16 protein-coding genes and 1 tRNA gene are annotated in these 16,978 nt (G+C 45.0%); 6 read left to right on the top strand and 11 right to left on the bottom strand.

Features of this window, described 5'->3' with window-relative positions; translation table 11 throughout:
- Positions 1-284: 284 nt before the first annotated feature.
- Complete coding sequence (locus H8S84_RS16335; RefSeq protein ID WP_187068449.1) at positions 285-2,735, top strand: type IA DNA topoisomerase; 2,451 nt, start codon at positions 285-287, stop codon at positions 2,733-2,735.
- Between the two features lie 74 nt (positions 2,736-2,809).
- Here H8S84_RS16335 and H8S84_RS16340 read toward each other — a convergent pair whose 3' ends face one another.
- Complete coding sequence (locus tag H8S84_RS16340; RefSeq protein WP_230407223.1) at positions 2,810-3,211, bottom strand: Ig-like domain-containing protein; 402 nt, start codon at positions 3,209-3,211, stop codon at positions 2,810-2,812.
- 513 nt (positions 3,212-3,724) lie between these two features.
- On the opposite strand from H8S84_RS16340, the gene H8S84_RS16345 reads away from it, so the two are divergent.
- Entirely contained in the window at positions 3,725-4,591 is an 867-nt protein-coding gene (locus tag H8S84_RS16345; RefSeq protein ID WP_187068450.1) for an SWFGD domain-containing protein, read from the top strand.
- Between the two features lie 188 nt (positions 4,592-4,779).
- Positions 4,780-5,385, top strand: a complete 606-nt coding sequence (locus H8S84_RS16350) for a porin family protein (RefSeq protein WP_187068451.1) — start codon at positions 4,780-4,782, stop codon at positions 5,383-5,385.
- Between the two features lie 75 nt (positions 5,386-5,460).
- Here the strand turns inward: H8S84_RS16350 and H8S84_RS16355 are convergent, their stop codons facing one another.
- The 4 genes from H8S84_RS16355 to H8S84_RS16370 all read right to left on the bottom strand — a co-directional run bounded on the left by H8S84_RS16355 (position 5,461) and on the right by H8S84_RS16370 (position 9,963).
- A complete protein-coding gene (locus H8S84_RS16355; RefSeq protein ID WP_317175449.1) occupies positions 5,461-6,099 on the bottom strand; it encodes a carbonic anhydrase in 639 nt (212 codons plus the stop codon).
- A gap of 83 nt (positions 6,100-6,182) precedes the next feature.
- Positions 6,183-7,754, bottom strand: coding sequence for a SulP family inorganic anion transporter (locus tag H8S84_RS16360; protein WP_187068452.1), 1,572 nt, complete (start codon positions 7,752-7,754; stop codon positions 6,183-6,185).
- A 137-nt stretch (positions 7,755-7,891) separates the two neighbouring features.
- Positions 7,892-9,283 carry a HAMP domain-containing sensor histidine kinase gene (locus H8S84_RS16365; RefSeq protein WP_187068453.1) on the bottom strand — a complete coding sequence of 464 codons (1,392 nt, stop codon included), beginning with the start codon at positions 9,281-9,283 and terminating at the stop codon, positions 7,892-7,894.
- The gene (locus H8S84_RS16370; protein WP_187068454.1) at positions 9,283-9,963 is read right to left on the bottom strand and encodes a response regulator transcription factor; all 681 of its coding nucleotides are present in this window, start codon (positions 9,961-9,963) and stop codon (positions 9,283-9,285) included. Before H8S84_RS16370 ends, H8S84_RS16365 begins: the two co-directional genes overlap by 1 nt.
- Positions 9,964-10,119: 156 nt before the next feature.
- Here H8S84_RS16370 and H8S84_RS16375 point away from each other — a divergent pair, with 156 nt between their 5' ends.
- Positions 10,120-11,082: a cation diffusion facilitator family transporter gene (locus H8S84_RS16375; RefSeq protein ID WP_187068455.1), complete on the top strand. Its 963-nt coding sequence runs from the start codon at positions 10,120-10,122 to the stop codon at positions 11,080-11,082.
- Here H8S84_RS16375 and H8S84_RS16380 read toward each other — a convergent pair.
- From H8S84_RS16380 to gap, 6 genes are all read right to left on the bottom strand, one after another.
- Positions 11,079-11,438 carry a DUF1801 domain-containing protein gene (locus tag H8S84_RS16380; protein ID WP_187068456.1) on the bottom strand — a complete coding sequence of 120 codons (360 nt, stop codon included), beginning with the start codon at positions 11,436-11,438 and terminating at the stop codon, positions 11,079-11,081. The two genes, H8S84_RS16375 and H8S84_RS16380, sit on opposite strands and share 4 nt — an antisense overlap.
- A gap of 161 nt (positions 11,439-11,599) precedes the next feature.
- Positions 11,600-12,244, bottom strand: coding sequence for a DsbA family protein (locus H8S84_RS16385; protein ID WP_187068457.1), 645 nt, complete (start codon positions 12,242-12,244; stop codon positions 11,600-11,602).
- A 139-nt stretch (positions 12,245-12,383) separates the two neighbouring features.
- Positions 12,384-12,731, bottom strand: a complete 348-nt coding sequence (locus tag H8S84_RS16390) for a translation initiation factor (protein WP_187068458.1) — start codon at positions 12,729-12,731, stop codon at positions 12,384-12,386.
- Positions 12,732-12,775: 44 nt separating this feature from the next.
- The gene (locus tag H8S84_RS16395) at positions 12,776-13,669 is read right to left on the bottom strand and encodes a diacylglycerol/lipid kinase family protein (protein WP_187068459.1); all 894 of its coding nucleotides are present in this window, start codon (positions 13,667-13,669) and stop codon (positions 12,776-12,778) included.
- A gap of 169 nt (positions 13,670-13,838) precedes the next feature.
- On the bottom strand, positions 13,839-14,690 hold the full coding sequence (locus tag H8S84_RS16400) for a universal stress protein (protein ID WP_187068460.1): 852 nt from the start codon (positions 14,688-14,690) through the stop codon (positions 13,839-13,841).
- Between the two features lie 195 nt (positions 14,691-14,885).
- The gene (gene gap / locus H8S84_RS16405) at positions 14,886-15,878 is read right to left on the bottom strand and encodes a type I glyceraldehyde-3-phosphate dehydrogenase (protein WP_187068461.1); all 993 of its coding nucleotides are present in this window, start codon (positions 15,876-15,878) and stop codon (positions 14,886-14,888) included.
- Between the two features lie 178 nt (positions 15,879-16,056).
- On the opposite strand from gap, the gene H8S84_RS16410 reads away from it, so the two are divergent.
- Positions 16,057-16,128, top strand: a tRNA-Glu gene (locus tag H8S84_RS16410).
- Between the two features lie 350 nt (positions 16,129-16,478).
- Positions 16,479-16,976: a TlpA family protein disulfide reductase gene (locus H8S84_RS16415; protein WP_317175450.1), complete on the top strand. Its 498-nt coding sequence runs from the start codon at positions 16,479-16,481 to the stop codon at positions 16,974-16,976.
- Positions 16,977-16,978: the final 2 nt, after the last annotated feature.

Raw genomic sequence — 16,978 nt, forward strand, 5'->3', positions numbered from 1 at the left:
TCATATCTGCTACAGGGCGGCGCTTCTTAGAGTATAACATATGGCTCCAGGAAGTATAAACTTATATTATGCAGCCTATGGAAGTATAAACTACGGCTTCCGAAAGTTTAAAGAATTCCTTCCATGTTACGGCCCAAATCATACTTCTCTTAAAAATAATATACTTACTAAATTGCTATCAATAACTTCAGACAACAGGTTTGGCACAAGTATAAATCCTTCGGAAATGCCGCCAAAAAAGGTTAAATTTGACTTCTGTTTACGTCACTAAAATTCCGAATAGCTTGAAAGTTTGTATTGCTGAGAAACCTAGTGTAGCCCGTGAAATTGCCATGGTAATTGGAGCCAAAACCAAGAAAGACGGTTACTTTGAAGGCAACGGCTATCAGGTTACCTGGACCTTCGGGCACTTCTGCACCTTACGTGAGCCTGACGATTATCGCCCCGAGTGGAAACGCTGGAGCCTCTATGACCTGCCGATGCTCCCCGATCGTTATGGCATTAAGCTGATGAACGACGCCGGAGTCAAGAAGCAATTTAACATAATAAAGCAACTCCTAAATAATGCAGAGGAAGTTATCAACTGCGGTGACGCCGGCCAGGAAGGTGAAGTTATTCAGCGCTGGGTTTTAACAGAAGCAAAGTATAGAAAGCCATTCAAACGCCTTTGGATATCCTCCCTAACCGAAGATGCCATACGCCAGGGATTTTCACAACTGAAGCCAGGGTCAGATTTTGACTCGCTGTACCAGGCGGGCAAAAGCCGGGCCATCGGCGACTGGTTGCTGGGCCTGAACGCTACACGCCTGTTTACGCTGAAGTATGCCAACGGCAGCCGCCAGACTCTTTCTATAGGCAGGGTGCAAACCCCTACCCTGGCCATGATCGTGAACCGACACCACGAGATTGCCAACTTTGTGCCGCAGCCATTCTGGGAGCTAAAGACAGTATACCGCGACACCATCTTCTCGAGCACCAACGGCCGTTTTCAGAAAGAGGAAGACGCACAGAAGATAATGGAGGCGATCAAAGAGGCGGAGCTGACGATAACAGACGTTGAGACCAAAAAAGGTACGGAGTCCGCTCCAAAACTTTTTGACCTTACCTCACTGCAGATCGAGTGCAACAACAAACATGGCATGTCTGCCGACGAGACCTTGAAGACGGTGCAGAGCCTCTATGAAAAGAAAGTTGTCTCCTACCCTCGTGTGGATACCACTTTCCTACCCGATGATATTTACCCGAAGATACCGGTCATACTTAAGGGGCTGAACAACTACAGCCAGGAAGTGGCGCCGCTGCTACAGAGCAAGATCAGGAAAACAAAAAAGGTATTCAACAACAACAAAGTAACCGATCACCATGCCATCATACCTACAGGTGCCGCTGCTGGCAACTTGTATGGCCGTGAGGCTGATGTATACGATATCATTACACGCCGTTTTATTGCCGCTTTCTACCCGGATTGTATCGTTAGCAACACTACAGTTATGGCAGAATCGGCTAGTTACAGTTTCAGAGTAAAGGGCAAGCAGATACTGGAGCCGGGCTGGCGTGTGCTGTACGGAGCCGAGGATGTGAAATCATCAGATGCGCCTGCAGGCAAAGAAGGCGAGAACAAAGACGAAGAAGAGGCCACCGGCGTACTGCCACACTTCGAAAAGGGTGAGCATGGTCCGCACGAGCCTATGCTGGACAAAAAGATGACCAACCCGCCAAAAGAGTATACCGAGGCTACGCTACTGCGTGCCATGGAAACAGCCGGCAAGCAGGTAGACAACGATGAGCTGAAAGAAGCCTTGAAAGAGAACGGCATCGGCAGGCCGTCTACCCGTGCCGCCATTATCGAGACCCTCTTTAAGCGCCAGTACATCCGCAAAGAAAAAAAGAAGATCATCCCTACCCAGATGGGCATCGATCTGATAGGCGTTATACGAAACCAGACGCTGAAATCCGCGGAGATGACAGGCCAGTGGGAGCGCAAGCTGCGCCAGATAGAGGGTGGTGAATTTAAGGCTGAGGACTTTTTAAAAGAACTACAGGATTTTGTGATAAGCCTGGTGCAGGAAGTAAAGTATGACAAGGCCACTGTTACCATAGAGCCAACACAGGAAGAAACAAAACCAGCACCAGCAAAGAAGAAAAAAACTGCTGTAACTACTGCCTCAAAAGAGCAGGCTCAAGTAAAAGGCTTAGGCAGTTGCCCGTCCTGTAAAGAAGGGCACATTGTAAAAGGCACAAAAGCCTATGGCTGTGTCCGGTTTAAAGAAGGCTGTCGCTTTCTGATCCCAATTGAGCAGCATGGCAAAGAACTAACAGAGAAACAGGTACAGGCGCTGCTAAGCAAAGGAAAAACCCTTGTTATAAAAGGATTCAAAGATGAGCAAGGCAGCAGCTACGATGCCATACTTACACTGGATGGAAACAAGCAGCTGGTGCAGGAAAAAGTAGAGAAAACAGCCGATGCTGATCCGTTTGCTGTTTGCCCTCGCTGTAAGCAGGGTAAGCTGTTAAAAGGAAAGGCCGCTTATGGGTGCAGCAGGTTTAAAGAAGGGTGCCAGCTGATCGTGCCATTTGAGAAAGGAAGCAAGCAACTAAGTGACAAACAAATTGCTGCCCTGCTGCTAAAAGGTAAAACGCCAAAGATCAAAGGCTTTATCTCCGAGAAAACCGGCGAACCGTTTGATGCCGCGTTAAGCTTTAACGAACAGTGGCAGGTAGTGTACCAGTTCTAGTAAAAACCATTGGCTATAAAGTATAAAGGTCCTCTTTTGGGAGGACCTTTATACTTTATATGGTTATAAGCAGCTTACTTAATTGTAAACTTAATTTCCTGCTGCTCTAAGTTTGTGCGCTTGTCTGTAGCGGCAACCTGCAGCTTATACTCGCCCGGCGAAATACCGTTGATGGCGATTGTCGTATCGAATTCCACTACGTTCTTCTCAGGAGACTTTTTAAATTTAACCAAAGCCGTTTCAGCATTTGCTCCCTTTAAAGTAAACGTCAGGTCCTTTACCAAGTCCTTATCTACTACTGTAACATTCAGCCTCAGGCCCTGAGAGGCAGTAACAGCTTGATTGTTTGTAGGGTTATTGATGGTAAGGCTAGGCTTAGATCCATCTGGTTGCATGCTGCCATCTTCAAAAAGATCTTCACATGCCGTTAGCATACTGATGGCTAACACAGAAGCCAGCATTGTTCTCAATTTCATGGGTATTTGGGCTAAAAGTTTTAATCCTTATCCTTTGGCGGCGGCCACACAAGCTATTTTTCATGTTAAGGCTACCCGGCAATATGGCAAGTATTGCTCTATGTAAACTTACAACTATTTTGACAATTACAAAATTGTGTAAGGCTTAGGAAACTTATAATTTCCACAGCCTACCCAACCAAATAAGATACAATAAAAGTTCATCTGTAATTAAGTAAACACTTGTTTTCTGCAAATTCTATCTTATACACCAGTAAAATATGGTTTTAGTTATAAATATAAAGTACAAAAACATACGTACAGCCACCATATTCACAGTGCAATACTTGGAAACTAAAGCTTACGAAAAGGTGCAAAATCTGCACGGCAGGGCGTACTTTGTTATTTTCTTTATGAGAAAGTTATCTAAGGCATTGATAACTAAACAGAATTACCTCCGTAAAAAAACACGTCGCAGTATAGTTTTATGCTGCGATGCGAAGAAGTATTAAGTTAAACCATAAAAAAACAACTATGAGAAGCTATGAGAATTCGGGCTACAACCCGTACAACGACAATTATAGGTCTGAGTCAAGAAGCTCAGGCAGAAATTATTCATCAAGTGATTACGACAGTTCACCACGCAGCCGAAGCTACGGCAGCTCAAACTATAGTTCAGGCGATTTAGGATCTGGACGAGACGCTTACTCAAATTCCGGCTATGGCAATACATCTAGCTATGGCCGCTCTGCAGGATACGGCTCATCTGGTTACGGAAGCTCTAACTATGGCTCCAGCCCTTCTTCATACAGTTCATCACGCTACGGATCAGGTTCTTCTTACGGATCAGGCTATGGCTCTGGATCGTCTAACTATGGCAACCGCTATAGCAACTACGACAGCGACAGAGACCGTCATGGCCGTGATAGCTGGGACCGTACAGGCGACCGCATAGAAAATGCCTGGGACCGCACTAAGAACAAGGTATCGAACGCTTGGGACAGAGCAACCAATGATTACGATAATGATGATTACAGAAACCGTAATTATAATAATTATGGTTCTGGCTCAAGCTATGGCACAGGCTCAAGATACGGCACTACAAGCTATGGTAGTGGTTATGGCACTGGCTACAGCTCATCTTACGACAGAGACCGCTATAGCTCAGACTCTGACAAAGACAGACATGATCGTGGATTCTTTGACAAAGCCGGCGATGAGGTAAGATCATGGTTCGGTGACGAAGAAGCAGAACGCAGAAGAAGAAGGGACGAAATGCGTGATCGCGACTATGATAACGACTACAACAGATATGGGAGAAGCTCCAGCTCGTACGGAAACACCTATAGCGGACCTCCCTACTCTTACGGATCATCTTCGAGAAGAGACTATGAATGGTAGAAACACCTATAGGCAGCCGTTTTCATACGGTTACCAATGGTAGTTTTACCTTAGGATAGTGGATGTAACTCCACAAAAAAACCCTGTTGCAAAAGCAACAGGGTTTTTTATGTTTAAATGATTCTGAACCTGATAGCTTTTTATACATTTGCATTTACATTAAACCTTTTAGCCATACTAAACTTTTTATGAAACGACTCCTACTGTTTATTGCGTTTGCTTTTTTGAGCTACTCAGGATTTGGACAGCAATTAGGCGTGAAGGCTGGTGCCGCTTACGCAAATTTTAAAGGAAAAGACGCCGATAACTATAACTACAGGCTGGGCTACTCAGCAGGCGTGATGTTACAACAGCACATCACCGACCTGATTGGCGTGCAGGTAGAAGCACTTTATACCTCTAAAGGTGCTAAGATTGAAGCAACATCAGGTAGCAATGAGATTAACGATATCTACAGGCTTAACTATGTTGATGTCCCGGTGCTTCTTCACTTATCAGCTGGTGGCATGTTTATCGACCTTGGTCCACAGGCCTCTTTCATCGCTAAGGCAAGGCAGATACGCGAGGTAAACACTAGCAACACTACCACTACCGTGGAAACCGACATTACGGATAATCCTTATACAGTAGACTTTGGTTATGTGGCTGGCTTAGGATTCAGGGCGGCTAATAACATTGGCATTGAGTTGCGCTATAATGGAGGCCTCAAAAAAATTGATGACGAAGGACCACTTGTTGGCAGAGAGCGTCGCAACTCTTCTTTTAATCTTATGCTTAGCTATCTTTTCTGGTAGCATAAATTATCAGTAAACAGAAAAGCCCCTGCATGCAGGGGCTTTTCTGTTTTAAGGGCGGTTATAAACAACTATCTACACAGTTGCTTCTTCTGCCTTTAAGCCATAAATGCGCTCGTATCGCGACAGCGTTTCCGTGTTCACGTTCAAATCTCTTAGCAAGCCTTCTCTTAAATCGTATACAAGGCCATAGAGCTTGGGCGGATTGTCAGTAGCCATTGCATTCTGAATGATAGAGGTCTTGGAGAGATTGATTACCTGCTCAATAATGTTTAGCTCTACAAGCCTACGCAGGCGCTGCTCTTTATCTTCTATTTGCTCCAACTCATGCTCGTGTAAGCGGATAACATCTTTAATGTTGCGCAGCCAGTTGTCTATTAAACCATACTGGTTGTTGCTTGCAGCTGCAGCTACACCGCCACAGCCATAGTGCCCACACACGATGATGTCTTTTACCTTGAGAACCTCTACAGCATACTGCAGCACCGATAACAGGTTCATGTCAGTATGCACTACCATGTTGGCGATGTTGCGGTGCACAAATATTTCGCCAGGGCCAGTGCCTGTTACTTCGTTTACCGGGATGCGGCTATCTGAGCAACCAATGTACAGGTAGCGGGGTGTTTGTCCCTCAGCCAGCTTTATAAAGAACTCACTGTCCTCTGCCATTTTTGCGGCAACCCACTTCCTATTATTTTCAAAGATTTTTTCCACGTAATTTTCCTTGGTAGTAGTAATATTAAAGCTGCTGCCCTCCTGTGTTTTATACTTTGAGAGGCAAAACCAACTTATAGGTTTTAGTGCATATTCATGATAGATACTTCTTCAATGTTTAGCACCTCCACCACAATATTGCGCTCATGAGCCGTTTTTTTGAACTCCTGTATCGCCTCTAGCACATCGTAGTCGATATACTCAGAGTTTTCTCCATCTATAATTACATGGCTGTTCTTAGGCAGGTGGTCCAGTGTAAGTATAATGCTGGCTTTGTTTAAGAAAGATACGTGCTCGCTTAGTTTGATGCGAATAACATTTTTGTCTTGCTGCTCTTCTTTATGATAGAAGTATGGCGATTTGTAATTGGCCTTCAGGATGTAGAATACGCCTACTGCCAAACCAATACTAATACCCACCAACAAATCGGTGAACAGGATTGCCAGGATAGTAACGATAAAAGGTATAAACTGCTCAGAGCCAATCTTTAACTGAGACTTGTATAAGGCAGGTTTTGTAAGCTTGAAACCTACTACCAGCAGTACAGCTGCAAGCGCTGAAAGCGGAATAAGGTTAAGGAAATTAGCCAGGAACAATACCGACAACAACAGTAGTATGCCATGAAAAAAGCTGGAAAGTTTGGTTTCGCCGCCAGCAGCCACGTTGGCCGAGCTACGCACGATAACAGCTGTCATAGGCAAGCCACCGATCAGGCCACTGATCATATTGCCAACACCCTGTGCTTTTAGCTCGCGGTTAGTTGGTGTGCGGCGCTTGTGCGGGTCTAATTTGTCTACGGCCTCTACGCTTAGCAGGGTTTCCAGGCTGGCAACAATGGCAATGGTAATGGCTACCACATAAACCTGTGGGTTTGTTAGCATAGAGAAGTCAGGCAATCTTAGCTCATTGCCTACTTCGCTGAGCCCAGCCATCACAGGCAGCGAAACAAGGTGCGAAGCGCTTATAGCCAACTCAGGTGCTATACTTTTAAACAGCTCGTTAAGGGCAATAGAAACCAGCACCACGATTAGAGCACCAGGTACCAGTTTAAAAAACTTAAACCGTTTTAGCCAGGCCATATCCCATACTATAAGTATAGTTAACGATATAATTCCCACAATCAAAGCCCCTAGATTGATGGCCGAAAAGGCATAAATTAACTCCGAGAATGTTGTGCGACCGTCAGGCTGGAAGAAGTTCATCTCGCCAAAAAAGTCTTCGTCAGCACCCATAAAGTGCGGAATCTGCTTTAGGATAAGTATAAGACCTATGGCCGCCAGCATACCCTTAATCACTGAAGAGGGAAAATATAAACCGATAACTCCGGCTTTCAGGAAACCAAGCACCAGCTGAAAAGCACCTGCCAGCACTACTGCCAGTAAGAAGCCTTCAAAGCTCTGCAGCGTTTCAATACCATTAAGTACGATAACTGTAAGACCAGCCGCAGGGCCGCTTACACTAAGTTGTGATCCACTGAGAAGGGCAACGACCACCCCTCCTACTATACCCGTTAAAATGCCCGAGAAAAGTGGTGCACCCGATGCCAGTGAGATACCAAGGCAGAGGGGCAACGCCACCAAAAAAACTACAAGCCCCGCTGGGATGTCTTTCCCAAGCGACGACAGATAACCAGAGGATCTAATGTCAGAATTCATATACCAGATTAATATGCTTAAATGCAGTTGCACATGCTATTGCTTTCGAACAACAGGCTCAACTATAAAAAGTTAAGCACAAACTTAACTCAGTAAGATTAACGGGGTATTAAAAAGAAATTAAAATCAGATTAAAATCAGTATTTATTTGGAATAAAGAGGTAGGCCTGTGGCACTTTGATCGTAACCTTGGTTCCTTTGTTGATGATAGACTCTACCAGAATATGGCCTTTGTGAAGTTTTAGAATACGCTCGGCCAGCGGCAATCCTATCCCATGCCCGGTTATATTCCGCACATTCTCCGCTCTAAAGAAGGGCACAAACACATGCTTCAGATCCTCTTTGTTTATACCTAATCCCTGGTCAGCTACTTCCAGAATTACCTTGTCGCCTTTAAGTATGATAGAAGCATTAACCGTTTGGCCGGTAGGAGTAAATTTTACAGCATTTTCCAATACGTTCACGACCGCAATCAGCAACAGTGCTTCATTTCCTTTTATGATCAAGCGATCCTCATCATCCGGGAAGTTGGCAAAATCTATATTGATCCGTGCATTAGGTAAGCGTTTGAGCACCTGCTCATGCGCCGTCCAGATAAGTTCGTCGAAGCGTAGGTGCGTGAGTTTGATTTTAGAAGGATCTATACTTGCCTGGGCAATCTGCAGTAAACCGTTAGATAATTCGGTTAGCAGCCGTGCATCTTCCAGTATGGATTGCAGCACCCGCTCATACTCCTGTGGCTCGCGGGGATTCATTAATGCAACTTCCAGCTCACCGATCATGGCAGTTAGGGGCGTGCGCAATTCGTGCGATGCGTTAGAAACAAAGGTGCTTTGCATCTCAAACGAGCTTTCCAGCCTGTCCAGCATTTTATTGAAGGTCTGGGCCAGGTGTGATATCTCATCTTTGCCGTTGGCGTTGCTCAGCCGCATGTGCAGGTCATTCGCACTTATCTTTTCTACCTCACTAACAACTTTTGTAATGGGTATTAAAGCCTGTCCGGAGAAAACCCAGCCTGCTATCAATATAACGATCATGGACCCAAAGAAACCAACGATCAGGATCACCTTCAGGTGTTGCAACTTGCGCAAACTATAGGCATCAACAGAAGAAGCAAGCACAAAGTAATTTCCATCGGTACTGGAGTGGTAAACACCAACAACCTGCCTAACCCCTTGCTCATACTGTACAATCTGCTGCTCCTTTATCCGGTTCAGCACCCGCTGTTTTACTCCTAGCTCGCCCTTTCCATCAGAAAAGCGCAAAGTGCCGTCTTCTTTAAAAACACGCACAGCCTCGTAAGGCAGTTCCTGATGATAGCTGATCTCATTCTGCCGCTTCTGGCTCTGGCTTAGCCCCTCCGACTCCAGCACATATTTTGCTGTAACCAAAGCACGGTTGTAAATGCGCTTGTAGAAATCTTCCTGCCTGTAAATAGAGGTAAAATAATAGATCACCAGCGAAAAGAAAATTAGTATCAGCGCAAAAATGCTGGTAAACTGCAGCGTAAGTTTATACCTGATCTTCATTACTGCTCCTGCTCTTTAAGCACATACCCCATCCCAACTAATGTGTGTATCAGCCTGTTTTCGTATCCTTTATCGATTTTCTTTCTCAGGAAGTTGATATACACATCTATCACGTTGCTACCAGTATCAAATGATGTCTCCCATACCTGCTCTGTTATATCAACCCTCGACACTACTTTGCCCTGATTGCGGAGCAGGTAGTATAGCAAAGCAAACTCACGGGCTGTCAGGTTTATTGGTTTGCCACCTCTTGTTACAGTCTTTTTCGCAACGTCAAGTTCCAGGTCGGCTATTGATAACTTTTCTCCGGAGTTTGAGTCGGTGCCGCGCCTTGTTAGGGCCCTGATACGCGCCAACAGTTCCTTAAACTCGAACGGCTTGGTCAGGTAATCGTCTGCTCCGGCATCAAGTCCTGTAATTTTATCGTCGGTGCTACCTAAAGCAGTCAACATAAGTATAGCCACTGTGTTGTTATGCTTCCGGATTTCGCGGCAAACATCTAAGCCATTAATGTGCGGAAGTATTACGTCCAGCAAAATCAAATCGTACTCATGCTGCAGTGCCATCTTCACGCCAAACGTACCATCATAAGCCTGATCTACATCATAGGATTGCTCTTCCAGCCCTTTTTTTATGAAGGCGGCAACCTTGGGTTCATCTTCTATCAGCAGGATTTTCATAAATTCAGTTTTAGCAGCAGAGTAGCATCGTATTGCGCCAATTGGGTTAAATTAGCAGGCGCAAGATAGACATGGGCATTCAAAAATCAGAACAACCAAGTTGCTGCTTAGGTTACGAAGGTATCAAAAATAAGCGGTACTCGTTTCAAATATACAATGGCACAAAGTCCTAAACATACTCACGACCACAAGCATGACCACAGCCATGGACATGGACATGGACATGGACATGGCCACAGTCATCACCACCATGCAGGCAACAACATCAAAGTCGCCTTTTTCCTTAATCTAAGTTTTACCATTATTGAGCTTATCGGTGGTTTCTGGATAAACAGTGTGGCTATACTTTCTGATGCGATGCATGACTTAGGCGACTCGCTCTCGCTGGGCTTAGCATGGTATTTCGAAAAAGTGTCAAAGCGAAAGCGTGATGCTAAATTTACGTTTGGCTATAAACGCTTTTCGCTGCTAGGGGCTGTTGTCAATTCTGTGATCTTGCTGGTCGGCTCTATTTTTATACTTACAGAAGCCATCCCGCGCATCTGGGACCCGGAACCTGTAAACGCTGCTGGCATGGTAGGATTTGCCTTGCTAGGTATTATAGTAAACGGCGCTGCCGTGTTACGCTTAAAGGGCGGCGAATCGCTGAACGAAAAAGTAGTGCGTCTGCACCTGCTGGAGGATGTTTTGGGCTGGGTAGCTGTGCTGGTGGGCGGTATTATACTTTACTTCTTTGATTGGCCAGTGATAGACCCATTGCTTTCGCTGGGTATTACGATTTTTGTGCTGTACAATGTAGTGCGAAACTTGCGCCAAAGTATAAAAATACTGCTACAGGGCACTCCTTCGCATATTAATACAGATGAAGTAAAAGCAACATTGGAGGCATTGCCTAATGTTGCCTCAGTGCACGATCTGCACATCTGGACTATGGACGGCACTTACAATATTATGAGCATGCATGCTGTCATGCCACAGGCAATTGATCCTGAGCAAACCGGCTTGCTGAAGCAGGACATCAGAAAGGCAATGGCTGAAATGAATATCAGCCATGTAACCATAGAATTGGAGCAACCCGGCGAAATATGCAGCTTTGAAGGCTGCGAGCCAGACGTTTAGTTTTGGTTCAGATAAACTGCCTCACGTACGAGTTCAGCGAAGTACCCCTCATCTATATCTTCAAGAGAGCGGATTTTTATATGTGGGTTCTGTCCGTTGCGGCTTACCAACCTACGGTGTGGGTCTGCTAGTTCTTTGCCTCTGAAAAAACCGAAGTGAATGCCACTGCGCGAAGATGCAAAGTAGCATACTGGCCCATAAAAGAAATAACAGGCGCAGTCCCAGCGCACACATTCTTCCAGGTGTGCCACAGAAGCTTGAATGATACGGCGCACTTCATTGGCCAGTTCTTGTTTTTCAGGAGTCAGGTTTTCGAGATACTCGTCTACTTGGTTTGTCGTTGTCTTGCTTCTCATAGGGTTTAGCTCTGTTATAAAATAAAAAGAGCTCTTGCTGCTAAATATACAAACATTTGAATATTCAGACAAAATGAAATGTGATTTCTTCTTAAGAAAACATTCATTCTATCTCCCCCTAAGTTGGTAATAAAAGCGGTAATAGCAGAATAAAGTATAAGCTAGCTGTTTGCATGCTCCATTACGGTAAGTATGCGCTGCTCTAGTTCGTAAAGCTCAATGTAGCCTTTTGCTATCTGCTCAATGCCATGGTTTGTTAGCAGGAACACACTCGGAAATGTATCGGCACCAATATCATTCACATAGCCAAACTCATCCTCCATTTGCTGCATGATCTCTTCTGACTCGAATAAGGTCAGGAACAGGTTCTCAGAGATGCCGAACATACTTACAATGCGCGCCAGCACACCTGGGTTTCTAATATCGAGGCCATCAGCGTAAAAAGCAGAGTGCATGGCGCGAAGCACCTCAAGCGTAAGCACCGGCCTTAACAAACGCACGCACAGCAAAGCCCGGCACGCAGGCTCGGTATTGTACACAAAATCCTGGTCTTTAAAAAAACGGTAATCGAATGGCAAAAAGGTTCTCTCCTGCACGCGGTGCCAACTCACGGCCAGCTGGTCTTTCTCATGCTGCTGTAAAGGAGAATCGGCATAGGCATGTAAATCACCAAAAAGCACCTGCACTTTTAGCCTGCCCTGCCACAGAGCGCGGAGGCGGCGTACTACCGCAGTAAACCCATAGCACCAGGCGCACATGGGGTTTGTTACATATATTAAAGTCGGGCTATCTGATCCGTTTCCCATAGGCTATACTTTTTGCCTATGTATTTACCCGATTATGCCGTGAAGGGTTTTAGGAGTTGTACAGTCTACTTATTTATATCCGCCTTGGGAGCAAATCTCTGTGTGAGTTGGGTGATGTATTGAGTTCCTGACATGAAAATCAGCCTCCCATACGTTTCGCCTTGTATCCGGCAGCATGTAGCGTCTGTAGAATTTTGTCTCTGAAATCTCCTTGGATAAGTATCTCCCCGTCTTTTGCAGAGCCACCTACCCCACACTTGCTCTTAAGCATTTTGCCAAGCTCTTTCAGATCATCGTCAGTGCCTACAAATCCTTCTACCAGCGTTACCTGTTTTCCACCTCTTGACTTTTTATCCAGCATTACCTTCAGGTTCTGCTGCTGAGGTGGCAGTGTTTCCTGTTCGTTTTCCTGCTCGTACTCGTAGCTAAAATCAGAGTTGGTTGAGTATACAACCCCTTGGCGGCCTTTTTTATTTTTATCTTTCATCTCATTAATTAGTAATCAGTAATTCGAATAAGTATAACCTTTCGTTAATTTACTCCTGCCGGCACCACAACTTTCAGCGACAAGGGGTTCATCTGTACTTCAAACTCAGACTCCTCACCCAGGAACTCGCCATCGGCATGGTACATAATCGGGCTTTGTGTACTTACTTTTACGTGTGTTGTCTTAAAGTACTCAGCACTGTCGGGACTGGCCAGTTGTTTGGTTAGCATGCAGTAGCTTAGATTCAGTGCCTTTACCAGGTCCAGTTTACGCACCAGGCAAACATCCAGCAACCCATCCTCAATATCGGCGAGAGGCGCAATATATGCGTTGTTTCCATACTGAGCTGCATTGGCAAAAGCCATCACATAACAATCAGTCTCAAACGTTTTTTTGTTGATAGTTGCTTTAACAGGCATGTGCTTGTAACTCATTACCTCCTTCATTACCAGCTCTACATAGGTTTGCAGCCCACGTTTTTTATTTCCGGCGAACACAGAGCTTATATAGGCATCAAACCCGATACCCGCTGCCGTAAAAAAAGCATGGTTGTTTATACTTCCGGTATCAATAGTGGCAACATGGCCTGTATTCAATGTTTTAATGGCTGCATCTAAACTCATAGGTATTTTAAGATGACGTGCCAGGCCGTTACCCGATCCTTTTGGAAGTATACCCAAAGCTGTTTCTGAGTGTAAGAGTCCACGCGCTACTTCGTTTACGGTACCATCGCCTCCTACTGCCACCACAACATCATAACCAGCATCAGCAGCCTCTTTTGCCAACTTTGGCGCATGACCGGCATACTCTGTAAATACGATCTCGTGCTTATACTTATCCTTGTCCAGCAATTGTTCGATGCGCTCTGCAACGTTTACCCGGCTTCTGGTGCCAGAGGTAGGATTGATGATAAACCGGATGTGCGCAGGTACAGGCATAGTTTTACTCAATAAGCGAGCTGTAAATTTACTTTTTCCGGGGCATAAATAAAAAAGCCTGCCGCAAACTCTGCGGCAGGCTTATACTTTATACTTGTCAGCTACTATAATTTATACTTCTCAGGTACGGCTCAAGTAGATATTTTGTCTGTTTGCCTTAAAGTATAACTTACCGGATGCTAAAAGTTAGTACAGGTATGTTCGTGTGGTTTACAAGGTCTTCGGCTATACTTCCGCTTAGCAGGTGCGCCAATCCGGTTCTGCCGTGAGTAGCCATCATGATCAGGTCTGCGCGAATATCCTCTGCAAAGTGTAGAATACCGTCTTCTTCCATCACATCGTTGTACACATTAATGGTATAGTTCTGCAAGCCATACTTCTCAGCGATGTGCTCCAGTTTACCGCTAATGTTGCTCGTCGACTCAAATGCACCCGGTGTGTTCACGTAAACCAAATGCATCCTAGCTCCAAACATCGCCTGGAAAGTTTTAAAGCGCTCCACTGCATGCCTTATCTCACGCTTAAAATCTGATGCCAGCACAATCTCCTTAACTTCAAAGTTTGGCTCTCTGTGTTTTACCGTCAGAACCGGACACTCAGCTGTGCGCACTACTTTCTCTGTATTAGAGCCTATCAAAAACTCATCCAACCCACTAGAGCCCTTTGATCCCATCACCACCAAGTCTACTGCATCTTCTTTTATCGTTCTCCTGATCTGGTTGATTGGCCGGTTAACCTCCACTTGTTGTACAACATGAACGCCACTGTGGTCAAAAGAATCTACCAGGTGCGCCATATCGGCTTTTGTTTTTTCCAGAAGCTTTAACATATACACGCCTTCCATGCTGTTTAGCTGTATAGACATATCTCCTGTAACATTAAAGCCTGAACCAGACGGCAGTTCTACTGCATGTAAAAGTTTAATACCTGCGCCTGTCTTGCGCGCAATGGCTATCGCAATCTCATAGGCATTTCTTGCCTGCTCCGAGAAGTCTGTAGGTACGAGGATTCTCTTTATCATTGGGTTAGGTTTTAGTGGAAATTTAAGTTACAAAAGTATCTTCATATTCTAATGCTTTTTATGACATGCGTTAGTTTTAGCACTGACAAATATCAACTTGTGCTGTGCCCCTGATTTTATAGCCACAGAATCCTCCAAATGCAAAAAGCCCGCCCCGTGAAGGGCAGGCTTTTTAAAAATTGTATGCTTTAAATCTTAGCCGATTTTTGCGATCAGGTCAGCAGCTCTGTTAGAGTAACCAGCTTCGTTGTCGTACCAGCCTACTACTTTTACAAGTGTTTCGTTTGCTGATGTCATCTCTGCATCGAAGATACAAGAGTGTGTGTTACCAACGATGTCGATAGAAACAATTGGATCTTCTGTATACTCCAGGATACCTTTCATCTCGCCTTCAGCAGCCTTTTTCATGGCAGCATTAATCTCTTCTTTTGTAGCTGGCTTCTTCAGAACGCAAGTAAGATCTGTTAATGAGCCATCTGGAATTGGAACGCGCATTGCAACGCCATCCAGCTTACCTTTCAGGTGAGGCAACACAAGTCCTACTGCCTTTGCAGCACCAGTTGATGTAGGAACAATAGAGTAAGCAGCAGCACGAGCTCTTCTCAAATCGCTGTGCGGTGCATCCTGCAGGTTCTGGTCAGCAGTGTAAGCATGTACTGTAGTGATATAACCTTTCTCAATACCGAAAGTATCGTCAAGTACTTTAGCCATTGGTGCAAGGCAGTTTGTAGTGCATGATGCGTTAGAAACAATTGTCTCCTCGCCTGTCAGCACATCTTCGTTCACACCTAATACTACAGTTTTGATATCTCCTTTAGCAGGAGCAGAAATTACTACTTTTCTGGCACCAGCCTCTAAGTGGCCACCAGCACCTTTTTCATCTACGAAACGACCTGTAGACTCCAGCACTACGTCAACACCAAGTTTACCCCAAGGCAGGTTTTTTGGCTCACGCTCTGCAGTAATCTGAATCTCCTGACCATTTACGATGATGCCATTGGCAGAAGCCTCTACAGTACCGTTGAAGCGACCATGAACTGAGTCATACTTCAGCAGGTGCGCCAGTGTTTTAGTGTCTGTAAGGTCATTGATAGCAACTACTTCAACGTTTTCTTTCTGAAGCAACGCCTTAAAAGTAAGTCTGCCGATACGGCCGAAACCGTTAATTGCAACTTTTATTTTAGACATGGTATCTAAGTTTGAGAGTTTTGATTTAACGGTGCGAAGTTACGATTACCCTAGTGCAAAACCAATATTTTTTTCTATTCTGACTCTGAATCACTTACATTAAATGTTAAAAAAATTTGCATCAATGTTTTGCATGTATAAAAACACCCACTATATTTGCACCACAATTAGACAGAACGGCCCGTTCGTCTAGGGGTTAGGACGCCAGATTTTCATTCTGGTAACAGGGGTTCGATTCCCCTACGGGCTACTGAAAGGGAAAAGTGATCGTTTGCATCGCTTTTCCCTTTTTCTTTTCCTGCCAATCCCTTTTATCTCCTTGGAAAGGGCGAAAAAGCTGTTCACCCGCGAGGTTCGATAATACTCATTTTTGCACTTGTATTTAACTTCTCCCTACTCCTTGGCCCGTTACAAAGTATAAATAAGAGGCTTTTTGACTCCCTCGCATCACGAAGGCTATGTAGTCTGTGACTTCAAATTTAATTCATCACATTTTCGCCGGCTTTCATCACATTTTTTATTTTTAATAAGCACTTTAAAGTATCATTGCTATACCAAAGATTTCACCATGCAAACTTTGTTGTAAAGCTTTTTCAAGCCGTGAATTTACTATTAACCATACGAATAGGTTTTATTGCCACTATATTCTGCTTCATTGGCCTTTATGCACAGGCGCAGCAGGTTAAGGTTGTGAAATTTGGTGAGTTGCAGAAGCTGCGCACATCCAACACGGACACGCTTTACGTGGTCAACTTCTGGGCTACCTGGTGCGGCCCCTGCATAAAAGAGCTGCCTTACTTTGAGGCTGTGAACAAGCAGTACCGAAACCAGCCGGTGCGCGTGGTGTTAGTCAGCATGGACGCTGTGCAGGACCTGAAGAAGGTGAAGGCGTTCATGCAAAAGCGCAAACTCGCATCGGACGTGTGGCTACTGAACGAAACAGATGCCAACTCTTGGATAGACAGCCTGGAGCCAAAATGGAGCGGGGCCATACCGGCCACCATGCTGTTCAACAACAGGCGCAAACAGTACCACTTTGTAGAGAAGGAACTGAAGGAAAGCGAACTCCAGGCCCTGGTAAAGCGATTTAAACCATAAAC

The sequence above is a fragment of the Pontibacter cellulosilyticus genome, assembly GCF_014306105.1.
In the GTDB taxonomy this organism is placed as follows: Bacteria; Bacteroidota; Bacteroidia; order Cytophagales; family Hymenobacteraceae; genus Pontibacter; species Pontibacter cellulosilyticus.